This is a genomic window from Synechococcus sp. 8F6, from assembly GCF_002252665.1.
Taxonomy (GTDB): domain Bacteria; phylum Cyanobacteriota; class Cyanobacteriia; order PCC-6307; family Cyanobiaceae; genus Cyanobium_A.
In genome coordinates this window covers 111,776-125,187 of sequence record NZ_NQKZ01000001.1, presented here as the reverse complement: position 1 = coordinate 125,187, position 13,412 = coordinate 111,776, and the positions used below count along the sequence as shown (strand labels likewise).

The window sequence follows — 13,412 nt, the reverse complement described above, 5'->3', positions numbered from 1 at the left end:
GCTCTCGAATCCGGCGGTGCCTGATCGGCTTAACGGGCCAACAGGGCCTCCACAAATTCGAAGCTGTTGAAGGGCCGCAGGTCGCGGATGCCTTCGCCGGCACCGATGAAGCGGATCGGCAGACCCGCCTCGGAGGCCACCGCCAGGGCCACCCCACCACGGGCACTGCCATCGAGCTTGGTGAGCACCACGCCCGTGAGCCCAGCTGCTTTGGCAAAGGCCATGGCCTGGCGCAGGCCGTTCTGGCCCTGGCTGGCATCGAGCACCAGCAGCGACTCCACCACCGCCTCCGGCGCCAGCTTGTCGACGATGCGGCGCACCTTGCTGAGCTCCTCCATCAGGTTGTGCTTGGTCTGCAGGCGGCCGGCCGTGTCCACCAGCACCAGCTCGGTGCCCTTGGCCTGGGCAGCGCCAATGGCGTCGTACACAACGGCGGCCGGATCGGCGTTGGCGCTGGGATTGGCAATCACCGGCACGTTGCTGCGGTCGCCCCACACCTGCACCTGCTGCACCGCCGCGGCCCGGAAGGTATCGGCGGCGGCAATCAAACAGCTGTAGCCGCTGCGCACCGCCAGGTTGGCCAGCTTGCCGAGGGTGGTGGTCTTGCCGACGCCGTTGACGCCCACCATCAGCCACACGTTGAGCCGATCGCGTTCGGGGGCCAGCAGGGGGGAACCGCTGGCCCGGGTCGGGGCATCCAGCAGGTCCTGGAGCTGTTCCTTGAGGAAGCGCAGCCCCTCGGCCGGATCAACCACCTCCTCGTTCATGCGTTTGCGCAGGGCGTCCAGCACCTGATCGGTGGCCCGCACGCCCACATCGGCCCGCAACAATGTGGTTTCCAGGTCGTCCACCACCTCAGGGGTGAGCGGATCGTCGCCGAGGGTGTCCAGCAGCTGGGTGACAAAACCCTGCCGGGTCTGCTCCAGGCCCTGGCGCAGGCGCCCCAGCCAGTCGATCTCCTCGAGCGACACCTGATCGACCCGCTTGCCCTGGGCCGCCAGCACCTCCGCCGACCAGGTGAAGGTGGTGTCGAAGTCGCCCAGGCAGGGCTCGGCGGAGTCTGCGGGGGCTGCCTCGACCGGAGCGACGGCAGCACTGGCGGTGATGGCCTGCTGGCGCTCAGCCCGCTGGGCGGCGGCCTGCTCCAACAGCGACAGGCCTGGAGGTGGCTCAGCAGAGGTAGGGGAAGCGAAGCCCTCTGCAGAATTCTGTACAGCTTGTACAGAATCGGGACGGGAGCTGGGCAGGGACTGTTGTGCTTGGGAGTCCGCCTGGAGATCAGCCTGGAGATCAGCCTGCAGTTCGTCAGTGAGGTTCGGCGCAGGCTCCTGCTGGGCCTGCTTCTGGGCTTCCTGCTGAGCTTTCAGGCGGGCGTATGCCTGACGCGCCCACTCGAGGGCCTCCGCATTGGGATCCGGGTTGGGATCAGCCGAGCTGACTTCGGGCTGGGCAGCAGCAGAAGCCGCTGGGGTCGGATCATCCGGGGCAAGCGGAGGCCCAGATGCCTGGCTGGGCGGCGTCTCGCCGTCGGCTGCGTCAGGCCCGGTGCGATTGAACCAGTCGTACACCATGGCGCCCTCAGGCCTCCGCCACGGGCCGGGCAACCGTGAAGCGCCGCAGCACGCCGTTAATCATGCGGCGGCCCTGCTCGTCGCTATAGCGGTTGGCCAACTCCACGGCCTCATTGCAGGCCACCGCGGCGGGGGTGCGGAAACGGTCCAGATCCACGGCTGCCAGACGCAGGATGTCGCGGTCGATGCGAGGCAGGCGGGTGAGCCGCCAGCCCTCCATCACCCCGTCGAGTCGGGCATCGATGGACTCCCGATCGCGCAGCACCGCCTCCACCCGGTCGATAGCGCCGCGGCGCACCTCGTCCTGGTCGGCTAGAAGCAACAGCCGGGGCAGTTCCAGGCTGGCGGAAAGGCGGTTGATGGCCTGCTCCGCCGCCGCCAGTCCGGCATTGAGGTGCTGGCGCACCCGCGGCAACTGCTGCTCGCCCTGGTCCTGCAGCTCACTGTCCAGCAGGTCCTGCTGGGCGGCCTGCAGGTCCTCAGCAGAGCGGTCGAGGGCCTCGCGCACGTGCTGGCTGAGGGTGGCGAGCACCTGCTGCAACAGACCCTCCATCGCGATGGGCTGGGCTACGGAGGAGGCGCCGGCGCGGTCACTGGTCTGGCCGAGCATCAGCAGGGCCAGTTCGCGCGAGAGGGTGCGGCTCTGCATCAAAACGACTCGGCCTCAGGAAAGTTGGGGGGTTCGCAGCTGAGCCAGCAGGCTGGAGAAGCTGCGATTGGGCGTGGAGCGCTCGTCGGGATTGACGATGCCGGCGGAAATGATCGTGCGGAAAGCATCCTCCACCGAGATGTCCAGGTCCTTGACCGACCGCTCGGGCACCACGGTGTACCAGCCGGTGGTGGGATTGGGGGCTGTGGGGATGAACACGCTCAGCATCGGTTCGCTGAAACCAGCCTGGAGCGCCGTGCCGATCGCACCGGTGACAAAACCCAGGGCAAACAACCCCTCCCGCGGATATTCCACAAGCACCACCCGGCGAAACTTGCTGGAACTGCCCTGCAGGAAAGTTTCCAGCAACTGCTTGAGGGTCTTGTAGACCGAGCCCGCCAGGGGAATCCGCAGCAGGGTGCCCTCACCAAACTCCAACAACCAGCGCCCGACGATGTTGCGGGCCATCAGGCCGATCAACAGGATGCCGAGCAGGGGCACCAACAGACCCACCCCCAGGTTGATCAGCTCCTGCAGCAACGGGTTGAGGGTGTTGAACGGGTTGAACTGCTTCGGGATCGAGGTGAGAAACGCCAGCACAAAGCGGCTCACCGTGGTCGCCAGCCAGATGGTGGTCGCCAGGGGAATGACGACCAGCAGGCCGGCGATCAGGTCATTCTTGAGGTCGGCCTGAAGCCGGTCCCCCAGGGGCTGATCAGATTTGGGACTGGATTGAACCAACTGACAACCCGGACGTCCGGCCCATTCGCTACCTGTTGGCAACTTAGCCAGCCAGGCTCAAAGCAGGGCCACCAGGGCCGCCAGCACAAAGCCGATGGCCAGCACCACGGCGGTGCCGGTGCCGCCGTAGCGGCGTTGGTTGACGGTGAGATCCCGGGCGCGCTGCTGCTGCTGCAATTGGTCGTCGGCCTGCTGGAGCTGGCGCTCCATGAACGCCTTGGCGGCCTGCTGCTTCTGCTCAGCAGTGGCAGTGGCAGGGATCTGGCCAGCCTGCTCGGCCTGGGCAATCAACTGGTCGATCACCTGGGGGTTGTCCATCTGGGAGCGGGCCGCCGCCAGCTGGGCCTTGCGGGCCTCGAGCTGCTGGTCGGCCTGGTCGGAAAGGGCGCGGTCGCCACTGATCGACACCGGCACCGCCACGAGCATCGCCAGAGCCAGTAGGATGCTGAGCACCGCCACCAGCCAGCGCAGGGGCGTGCGGCCGGCGGCGGGATGGTCGAGGCGGCTGCCGAACAGCATCAGCAGCAGGCCCACCAACGCCATCGGCGACTGGGTCACCAACCGGTCCATCAGCAGCTGGCGGTAACCCTCCTCGCCCCAGTTCCAGGAGCCCAGCAGCACCAGCAGCTGAAGCACCAGCAACACGACCAGGGTGAGGCCGAGCCAGCGCAGCAGATGGCCCAGACGGCCGAAGGAAGCAGTGCTCACAGATCGCGCTCGCGGCAGATTGAGGGAACGGCGCAACTGTACGGGCGATGACGCAGCACGCCCATCACGAGCTGGCACACCAGCTCAAAGAGCAGGCCCGGCAGCTGGGGTTTGACCCGGTGGGCCTCGCCGCCGTGCCCGCCGGGGAGCGCCTAAGCCTGCGGACGGCGGCCCTGGAGCGCTGGCTGGCGGCCGGCTATCAGGCCGACATGGCCTGGATGGCCGACCCGCGCCGGCGCGCGGTGGAGCAGCTGTTGCCAGGGGTGCGCAGCCTGCTGGCGGTGGGGCTCAACTACTACGTGGCGGCCGAGCGCGCCCCCGGCTCCCTGAAGGTGGCCCGCTACGGCTGGGGCCGCGACTACCACCGGCTGATCGAGGGGCGGCTGCGCCGGCTGGGCCGCTGGCTGGAGCAGCAGGTGCCCGGGGTGCGCTGGCGGGCCTGCGTCGATAGCGCCCCGCTGATGGACAAAGCCTGGGCCGAGCAGGCCGGCCTCGGCTGGATCGGCAAACACGGCAACCTGATCCACCGCCGCCGCGGCTCCTGGCTGCTGTTGGGCCACCTGCTCACCAGCCTGGATCTGCCGGCGGATACCCCCGCCACACCCCTCTGCGGCAGCTGCAGCCGCTGCCTGCCGGCCTGCCCCACCGGCGCCATCACCGAGCCCTTCGTGGTGGACAGCCGCCGCTGCATCGCCTTCCACACGATTGAGAATCGGGATCCAGAGCTGCCCGCGGCCATGGCCACGGCACTGCAGGGCTGGGTGGCCGGCTGCGACATCTGCCAGGAGGTTTGCCCGTGGAATCAACAACCGCTGGAGAGCAGCGATGATCCGGATCTGCAGCCCCGGCCCTGGTTGCTCGATCTGCAGGCTGACGAGGCCCTGCTCTGGAGCGATGCCGACTGGGATCAACGCCTGCGGGCCTCGGCCCTGCGCCGCATCAAACCCTGGATGTGGCGACGCAACCTGCGGGTCAGCCAGGGCGGCACTGCCTAGGCTGAGCGGATCTGTCCCCAAGCGATGGCACCGCGCCAATTGCGCATCGACCCGTGGCGCATCCAGAGGCGCATGGGCCAGTGGCTCACTGGTTTGACAACAACCCGCCTCTGGAAGGCTCACCGGTCGAGCGCGGTTCAGGTGGGTGCACTGGGGTTGCTGCTGACGCCAGTTCTGCCCGCCCGGGCGCTGGTGCCCTACGTGTACGTCCCCCAACGCCAGGAGCTGGAAGGCGCCGGTCTGGGCATTGCCCAGGCAGCGGCTCGATTGCTGCGGCTGGGCCAGGCCAGTGATGCCGCCCGTCTGGCGGCCCTCACCGTGCAACTGCTGCCCGACGACCCCCGCGGCTGGGTGCTGCTAGCCGAGGCCCAGCTGCGCAGCAACCAGCTCAAACAAGCCGGCGTATCGCTGGCCAAGGCCAAGCAACTGGATCCACGCAACCCGGGCATCTGGTTTGCCGAGGGCTCCCTGGCCCTTCGGGCCGGCAAACCCGAGGATGCGATCGGCCTGCTGGAGCAGGGGCTGAAGCTCGACAAAGGCAATGCCGGTGCCTACTTCGACCTGGGCAACGCCCGCATCCTGCTCGGGCAGAGCGGACAGGCCCTGGCGGCCTTCGAGCGGGCCTCCTCCCTGCGCAAGGACTTCTGGGAAGCCCTCAACAACCAGGGACTGGTGCTGTTTGAGCAGGGCAAAACCAAAGACGCCATCCAGCGCTGGCGGCGGGTGCTGACCATCAAGCCCGATGCGGCAGAACCGATGCTGGCGCTGGCCGCAGGACTGTTCGCCCAGGGGGCGGGCGGCCGCAGCGAAGCCCTGGAGCTGGCCGGCAAAGCCCTCGACAACGACCCCAATTACGTGCTGGAGAGCTACCAGAAGGAACAACTCTGGGGATCCAAACTGCGCAGCACCACCCAGGAGCTGCTGCAACAAGGCGATCTCAAAGCCGTGGTGGATCGGGCCCTCGCCAATGCCAGCCCGGAAGGCGAGAGCAGCGAGGAGGAGTAAGTCCCGCTGGAAGCGGCAGCCCTCGACAGCATCTGTAGGCTGAGCCCCACCTTCCGACCCCAGACCACGACACCGGATGGCCGAGGAGCGCCCAGGGGAGCGGAGCGGACCGGGCAACGACCCGCGCATTCAACCGATTGCGCTGCACCAGGAGATGCAGCGCTCGTACCTCGAATACGCGATGAGCGTGATCGTGGGGCGGGCCCTGCCGGATGTACGCGACGGCCTCAAGCCCGTGCAGCGCCGCATCCTCTTCGCGATGCACGAACTGGGCCTCACCCCGGATCGGCCCTACCGCAAATGCGCCCGTGTGGTGGGCGACGTGCTTGGCAAATACCACCCCCACGGCGACCAGGCGGTCTACGACGCGCTGGTGCGTCAGGTGCAGACCTTCGCCAGCCGCCACCCACTGCTCGATGGCCACGGCAACTTCGGCTCCGTCGACGACGATCCGCCGGCGGCCATGCGATACACCGAAACGCGGCTGGCGCCCATCGCCAACGAGGGCCTGCTCGATGAGATCGGGGCCGACACCGTTGATTTCGCCGCCAACTTCGACGGCTCCCAGCAGGAGCCCACGGTGCTGCCAGCCCAGCTGCCGTTTCTGATCCTCAACGGCTGCACCGGCATCGCCGTGGGCATGGCCACCAACATCCCGCCCCACAACCTTGGCGAAGTGGTGGATGCCCTGATCGCCCTGGTGCGCAAGCCAGATCTCTCCGACGACAAACTCCTGCAACTGGTGCCCGGCCCCGATTTCCCCACCGGTGGCGAAGTGCTGGTGGGCCAGGGCGTGCGCGACACCTACCTCACGGGCCGCGGCAGCATCCCGATGCGGGGTGTTGCCCACATCGAGGAGGTGCAACCCGGCAAAGGCCGTCACAAGCGCGGCGCCGTGGTGATCACCGAGCTCCCCTACCAGCTGAGCAAGGCGGGCTGGATCGAGAAGCTGGCCGAGCAGGTGAACGACGGCAAGATCGGCGGCATCGCCGACATCCGCGACGAAAGCGATCGCGAAGGCATGCGGGTGGTGGTGGAGCTGCGCCGCGATGCCAACCCGGAAACCGTGCTGGCCGATCTGCAGCGGCGCACGGCCCTGCAGAGCAATTTCGGCGCCATCCTGCTGGCCCTGGTCAACGGTCAGCCGGTACAGCTGAGCCTGCGGCGGCTGCTGCAGGAATTCCTGGAATACCGGGAACTCACCCTGATCCGGCGCACGCGCCACGCCCTCAAGCGCTGCGAAGACCGGCTCGAGGTGGTGGAAGGCCTGATCAAGGCCCTCGATGCGCTTCAGCACGTGATCGCCCTGATCACCGCCGCCAGCGATGCGGCCAGCGCCCGGGCTGCCCTGCAGGTGCAGCTCGACCTGAGCGAGCGCCAGGCCGATGCGGTGCTGGCCATGCCCCTGCGGCGCTTGACGGGCCTGGAGCAGGAGAGTTTGCGCAAAGAAGCGTCCGAGCTGATCGAGGAGCGGGGCCGGCTGCTTCACCTGCTCGACGACCGCACGGTGCTGCTCGACACGCTGGTGTCGGAGTTGAAGGCGCTGCGCAAGCGCTTTGCCACACCCCGGCGCACCCGCTTGGTGGAGGGAGGCGATGCGCTGGTGGCCCAGCGGGCGGCGGCGATCCGTCCCAACGCCGAACTCCAGCGCCAGCAGGCCTTTGCAGCCCTGGCCCCGGAAAGCCGGCTGCTGATCCAGGCGGATGGGGCGGTGAAGATCCTCAGCTCCCAGATGCTGGGACGGCTGCACCTCGATGAGGCCATCGCGCTGGGGGAGCACCCCTCCCCAGCCCGCCTAATCCTGCCAATTGCCGAACAACCGCTGCTGCTGGCCTTCACGGGAAGCGGGCGAGTCGCCCTGCTGCGCTGGGAATTTGCCGGGCAACAGCCGGGCAAGCTGGAGCGCTTCCTTCCCGACAGCCTCGAGGGAGAGCCGGTGGTGCAGGTGCTGCCCCTGCCCGCCCAGGGCAGCCTGGGCCTGCTGAGCAGCGACGGGCGCTTCAAACGGCTGCCCGTCGAAGACTTTCAGGAGTTGTCGGGGCGGGCGGCCACGGTGCTGAAGCTCAAGGAGGGCGTCAGCCTGCGGCGAGTGGTGAGTGGCCACGAGGGCGACACGCTGGTGGTGGCGAGCAGCACCGGCCGGATGCTGCGCCTCAGCTTCAACGAAACCGAATTACCGCTGATGGGCCGCGCCGCCCAGGGCCCCATGCTGATGCGGCTGCTGCCTGGGGAAGCCGTGGTGGGTGCCGCCTGCGTTGCAGCCAGCACTGCCAGCGCCTCGGTGCTGCTGGCAACTGAGGGGGGGCAGGTGAAGCGGCTAGAGGTGTCCAACCTGCGGCTTTGCCAGCGCGGCGACATGGGTCAGATCGGCTTGCGACTGCAACAACGGGGAGATCGCGTGATCGACCTGCAGCCAGCCGACGCCGCGGTGCTGAGCCTGCTGACCGAAAAGGGCTGGAGCGCAAGGCTCGACCTGAGCCAGCTGCAGGCCGAAGACTGCAGCGGCATCGGGATCTCAATCGCCCTGCCGCCAGGCCAGGTGCTGCAGCAGCTGGTGCCCTTAATCCGTTAGGAGACCGGGTGCTCTCGCAAAACAGCTGCCGCAATGCCGGCCGGCTCGAGCATCAGCTTGCTGGAGCGCACCTGCTCGGGCATCTCAATCGGATAGGCGCCGTCAAAACAAGCAGTGCAGAAGTTCGCGGAATTGGCCAGAGCCGCGTCCACCATGCCCTGCTTGCTCAGGTAGGCCAGGGAATCCACCCCCAGATGGGCTGTGATTTCAGCCAGGGTGAGCCGAGCCGCAATCAGTTGATCCTGGGTGTCGGTGTCGATCCCGTAGAAACATGGGTGGGTGACCGGCGGTGAACTGATCCGCATGTGCACCTCCGTGGCGCCGGCATCCCGCAGGGCCTGCACCAACTTGCGGCTGGTGGTGCCCCGCACGATCGAGTCATCGATCACCACCACACGCTTGCCCGCCAGCACATCGGGCAGGGGGTTGAGTTTCACGCGAATTCCCGCCTCCCGCATCGCCTGGGTGGGCTGGATGAAGGTGCGGCCGACATAGCGGTTTTTGATCAGGCCATCGCCAAAGGGGATGCCGCTGAACTGGGAGTAGCCGATCGCCGCCGGGATGCCGGAATCGGGTACGCCGATGACGATGTCGGCGTCCACCGGCGTTTCGCGGGCCAGGGCCTCGCCGATCCGCACCCGGTAGCTGTAAAGCGACTCGCCAAAAAAGCGGCTGTCTGGCCGGGCGAAATAGATCATCTCGAACACACACAGCTTCGCGGGCTGCTCACACCACCGGCTGCGGCTGGGGTTGGGATCCCCCTGGCGGAAGTGGATGATCTCCCCAGGCTCCACGTCGCCATCGAAGGCGGCGCCGATGATGTCGAGTCCGCACGACTCGCTGCTCACCACCCACTGGGCCTCGCTGGGTCCACCGATATGGCCAAACACCAGGGGCCGGATGCCGTGGCCATCGCGCAGGGCAAACAGCCCCTCCGGGGTGCCGATCACCAGACTGAAGGCGCCGCGGCAGCACTCCGCCGCCTGCCGGATGGCGCGATCCCAGTCGAGGCCTCGGTTCACCGCCTGTTGGACGGCAAAGGCAATCAGCTCGGAATCGGTGGTGGAGGTGAGCTCGCTGGCGATGGCGGCGAGGTCGTGCCGCAGCTCGCCGGCATTCACCAGGTTGCCGTTGTGGGCCAGGGCAAAGGGCCCGATCCGGGTGTTGAGCACCACCGGCTGGGCATTGCAAACCTTGCTGCTGCCGGTGGTGGAATAACGGTTGTGACCAATGGCCAGATCGCCGGTGAGGCGCTCCAGCACGGCCTGGTCAAACACCTGACTGACCAGGCCCATGTCCTTGTGCAGCCGCACCTTGCGGTTGGCATCAAACACGGCAATGCCGGCTGATTCCTGGCCGCGATGCTGGAGGGCGTAGAGCCCGAAATAGGTGAGGTTGGCCACCGGCTGCCCCGGTGCCAACACGGCGTAGACGCCGCAGGCCTCTTCGGGCTTGTCGGGGCGCTGGTCCAGATCGTGCTCTGCTGCCTGATCGTTGGGCTCCGAATGCATCACCAGCACAGGCCCATCAACGATCGTGGTGCAGATTCATTCTGCATGAGAGCGCCCGATCCACGCCCCACTCAAGCCGTGGGGGGCAGATCAACGCCCATGCGCCGCGGGATGGCCTGCTCGTAGCAGGTTTGCAAAGCCTGAAGACTCTGGTGGACCACCGCGCTACCGCCCTGGCTGATCACCAGATTGGCCGCAGCTGTCACCACACCAATCCGCTCGGCGGGCACCCCTGCAGCAGCCACGGCCTGCTGCCAGGCCTCGGCCTGATCAGGCGGCACACTCACGAGGATGCGGGCGCCGCCCTCGGCAAAAAGCAGCCGATCGGTGCGGGCGCTGCTGGCGGGCAGCTCCAACTCAGCACCGAGGGGCTCGGCGGTGGCCATGCAGCACTCAGCCGCGGCCACCGCCAGGCCGCCGTCGCTGAGGTCGTGGGCGGAAGCCACCAAGCCCTGGGCGATCGCCTGACGCAGGAAGCCCTGCACCGAGCGCTCCAGGGCCAGATCGATCTCGGGCGGACGCCCCGTGACGGCTCCATGCAGCCGCTCCAGATAGCTGCTGCCGGCCAGGCCCAGGCGGGGATCGGCTGGAGCCTCGCCTGTTTCCAGCGGCACCCCCAGCAGCCAAATGGCGTCGCCGGCCGCACGCCAGGCCTGGCCGCGCACCTGGGCGAGATCGTGCACCAGGCCCACCATGCCCACCACCGGCGTGGGGTGGATGGGCTGCATGGTGCCATTGGGCAGGCGGGTCTCGTTGTAGAGGGACACATTGCCGCCGGTGACTGGTGTCTCCAGGGCGCTGCAGGCAGCCGAGAGGCCGCGGCAGGCCATTGCCAACTGCCAATAGCCGGTGGGGGTTTCGGGAGAGGGGAAGTTGAGGTTGTCGGTGATCGCCAGGGGCTCGGCGCCCACACAGCTGAGGTTGCGGGCCGCCTCGGCCACCGCCGCCATGCCGCCGCGCTCGGGGTCGAGGGCCACCCAGCGGTTGGGACAGTCCACCACCGCCGCCACCCCACGCGTGGCCGCCGCCATGGCGCCCTCGCCCTGCTGGGGGCGCAACCGCACCACGGCCGCATCGGCGCCGCCGGGGGGCACCACGGTGTTGGCCTGCACCTGGTGGTCGTACTGGCGGTACACCCAGCGCTTGGAGGCGATGGTGGGATCGTCGAGCAGCTGCAGCAGGGCGTCGTTCCAACTGAGGCCGTTAATGCCCGCGGCACTGGCGGCGGGCAGCTCAGCCTCGCTCCAGCTCCAGTGGGCCTGGATCTCGGCGGGAGGTTCGCTGATCAGCTCATGGTGGTTGATCGGCGTGTCGTCGGCCAGGGCGCTGGCGGGCACCTCGGCGGCCACCGCACCGTTCTGGAGCACCCGCACCACGTTGTCTTCCAGCACCCGGCCCACCACGGCGGCCTGCAACCCCCAGCGGGTGAAACGCCCCATCAGCGCCTGCTCCCGGCCGGGCTTCACCACAAACAGCATCCGCTCCTGGGATTCGCTCAGCAGGAACTCGTAGGCCGTCATGCCGGCCTCGCGGGCGGGCACGCGATCGAGATCCAGCTCAATGCCCAGGCCGCCCTTGGCGGCCATCTCCGAGCAGCTGCAGGTGAGACCGGCGGCGCCCATGTCCTGGGCGGCCACCACATCGCCGCTCTGGAAGGCCTCCAGGCAAGCCTCGATCAGGCCCTTCTCCAGGAAGGGGTCGCCCACCTGCACAGCAGGGCGGTCGTCAAGGGAGGCCTCGGTGAGCTCGGCGCTGGCAAAGCTGGCGCCGCCCATGCCATCGCGGCCGGTGGTGCTGCCCACGTACACCACCGGAAAGCCCACGCCCTCGGCGCCGGAGCAGACGATCTCCTCGGTTTCCATCAGCCCCAGGGCCATGGCATTCACCAGCGGATTGCCGGAGTAGCTGGCATCGAACGCCACCTCGCCGCCCACGGTGGGCACGCCCACGCAGTTGCCGTAGTGGGCAATACCAGCCACCACCCCCTCCATCAGGCCCACGTTGCGCTCGTCTTCCAGCGGGCCGAAGCGCAGGGCGTTGAGCAGGGCGATCGGCCGGGCACCCATGGTGAAGATGTCGCGCAGGATGCCGCCCACGCCGGTGGCCGCCCCCTGGAACGGCTCCACCGCCGAGGGGTGGTTGTGGCTCTCGATCTTGAAGGCCAGCCGCTGGCCCTGACCCAGGTCCACCACGCCAGCGTTCTCACCAGGACCCACCAGGACGCGCGGGCCGCTGGTGGGGAAGCTCTGCAGCAGCGGCCGCGAGTTCCGGTAGCAGCAGTGCTCCGACCACATCACGCCGAACATGCCCAGCTCGGCCCGGTTGGGAGCGCGGCCGAGGCGGCAGCAGATCTCGTCGTAGTCGACCTGGCTGAGGTTCTCCTTTTTCAGGGCCTCGGGAACGGCGTAGTTGGGATCTGAAAAGGCAGTGGAGGACGAGTCAGCAGCAGCGGCCACAGACACCAGGGCAAGTTGAACCCAGTTTCACCGAACGGTGGCCCAAGCCCCGAACCGAAGGATGCTCAAGCCAGATCACCCGAGAAGTTTGCTGCCAGTCCCACGGTCATCCCCCGCAATTCCGTACGCGTCAGGTCCCCACCTGTGTAGATGGCCTCCAACCTGTTCATGGCAAAAATTCCAATGCCATCCAGAGGCCCCCAACTCGCACTCTCCAAATTGACCGACTTAAACCGCAACTGCTTGGTACGCGCCTCAAGGATGCCAATCCGATCCTCGGAACCCATCTCCTGGATCACGTCAACGGTGGCAGCCGCTTGAGAAATTTTGCGAGGACCATCGCGGCTGATGAACATCCAATCTTCCACACTATCTGCGGCACTGCGGAAAAGGTTGCTACCAGAACCACCCCACAACTCATCGCCGCCGCCACCACCAATCAACTTGTCATTACCGAACTCACCACGCAAGAGATCTGGCCCGGGCCCACCGATGAGAATGTCATTGTTGTCAGTACCGATCAACCGCTGCCCCAAGGGAGCTTTTGCAACCTCGGATTCAACGCCCCAGATCAAACTCAGCGCAGCCAGATCATTGGCGCTAAAAGTGGTAGGCCAAACGCCACCCCGAGGAGAGCGATAGGCCATCACCGTGTCTTCCGGAAAAGCACTCAACCAAGGATCACGGCTTAGAAAAAAATCTCCATCACTATCATCAAAAGGATGCTCCAATCCAAGCGCATGTCCGATTTCATGCAAAGCGGCATAACGCAAATAATTTTGATTTCCATCAAACGCTGGTGTATTGAGCATTACCTCCCAAAAACCACGGCCATCTACATTGTTAGTGAGAGCAATACCTAATGTCAGCCCGTCAGAGTCACCAAGATTAATTTCACTATCAAGATAAAAAGAAAGATCGGCAAAATCCGGGTTATTCACCAACCGAAAATCGAGATCAATTAAAGCATCTAACTCAACCAGGGCATTTAGCAAAAAACCATAAAGATCGTCATCTAAGTGCAGAGTCTGGATCGTTTGACGACCAAAACCGCCTCCATTGATCTCAGTTCGTCCAGATGGCCGATGCAAATAAACATCCATCACGCCATCGCGTACCACCTGCTGGCTGGTGAAGCGCTGGAAGTCTGGTGAGATAAGCTGCTGGGGAGAGATCAACCGAAAGTTGAGTTGATCGGAAGTCC

Annotated in this window: 10 protein-coding genes; 3 read left to right on the top strand and 7 right to left on the bottom strand. The window is 66.5% G+C overall.

From position 1 onward, the window contains the following. Positions 1 to 29 precede the first annotated feature (29 nt). The 4 genes from ftsY to CJZ78_RS00610 are packed head-to-tail and all read right to left on the bottom strand — an operon-like array spanning position 30 to position 3,669. Positions 30 to 1,571 carry a signal recognition particle-docking protein FtsY gene (gene ftsY / locus CJZ78_RS00625; RefSeq protein WP_094558963.1) on the bottom strand — a complete coding sequence of 514 codons (1,542 nt, stop codon included), beginning with the start codon at positions 1,569 to 1,571 and terminating at the stop codon, positions 30 to 32. Positions 1,572 to 1,578: 7 nt separating this feature from the next. Then, positions 1,579 to 2,220: a transcription antitermination factor NusB gene (nusB, locus tag CJZ78_RS00620; RefSeq protein ID WP_094558962.1), complete on the bottom strand. Its 642-nt coding sequence runs from the start codon at positions 2,218 to 2,220 to the stop codon at positions 1,579 to 1,581. 15 nt (positions 2,221 to 2,235) lie between these two features. Next, on the bottom strand, positions 2,236 to 2,961 hold the full coding sequence (locus CJZ78_RS00615; protein ID WP_094558961.1) for a DUF502 domain-containing protein: 726 nt from the start codon (positions 2,959 to 2,961) through the stop codon (positions 2,236 to 2,238). 57 nt (positions 2,962 to 3,018) lie between these two features. Beyond that, a complete protein-coding gene (locus CJZ78_RS00610) occupies positions 3,019 to 3,669 on the bottom strand; it encodes an HpsJ family protein (protein ID WP_094558960.1) in 651 nt (216 codons plus the stop codon). Between the two features lie 47 nt (positions 3,670 to 3,716). Here CJZ78_RS00610 and queG point away from each other — a divergent pair, with 47 nt between their 5' ends. The 3 genes from queG to CJZ78_RS00595 all read left to right on the top strand — a co-directional run bounded on the left by queG (position 3,717) and on the right by CJZ78_RS00595 (position 8,241). Beyond that, positions 3,717 to 4,664, top strand: a complete 948-nt coding sequence (gene queG, locus CJZ78_RS00605) for a tRNA epoxyqueuosine(34) reductase QueG (protein WP_094558959.1) — start codon at positions 3,717 to 3,719, stop codon at positions 4,662 to 4,664. A gap of 72 nt (positions 4,665 to 4,736) precedes the next feature. Continuing rightward, complete coding sequence (locus CJZ78_RS00600) at positions 4,737 to 5,669, top strand: tetratricopeptide repeat protein (protein WP_094558958.1); 933 nt, start codon at positions 4,737 to 4,739, stop codon at positions 5,667 to 5,669. 76 nt (positions 5,670 to 5,745) lie between these two features. Then, positions 5,746 to 8,241, top strand: a complete 2,496-nt coding sequence (locus CJZ78_RS00595; RefSeq protein WP_094558957.1) for a DNA topoisomerase (ATP-hydrolyzing) subunit A — start codon at positions 5,746 to 5,748, stop codon at positions 8,239 to 8,241. Here the strand turns inward: CJZ78_RS00595 and purF are convergent. The 3 genes from purF to CJZ78_RS13605 all read right to left on the bottom strand — a co-directional run bounded on the left by purF (position 8,238) and on the right by CJZ78_RS13605 (position 13,386). After that, entirely contained in the window at positions 8,238 to 9,752 is a 1,515-nt protein-coding gene (purF, locus tag CJZ78_RS00590) for an amidophosphoribosyltransferase (RefSeq protein WP_094559205.1), read from the bottom strand. The genes CJZ78_RS00595 and purF overlap by 4 nt on opposite strands. Before the next feature lie 71 nt (positions 9,753 to 9,823). Then, entirely contained in the window at positions 9,824 to 12,208 is a 2,385-nt protein-coding gene (gene purL, locus CJZ78_RS00585; RefSeq protein ID WP_369802002.1) for a phosphoribosylformylglycinamidine synthase subunit PurL, read from the bottom strand. Positions 12,209 to 12,273: 65 nt separating this feature from the next. Next, complete coding sequence (locus CJZ78_RS13605) at positions 12,274 to 13,386, bottom strand: hypothetical protein (RefSeq protein WP_143592816.1); 1,113 nt, start codon at positions 13,384 to 13,386, stop codon at positions 12,274 to 12,276. Positions 13,387 to 13,412 lie beyond the last annotated feature (26 nt).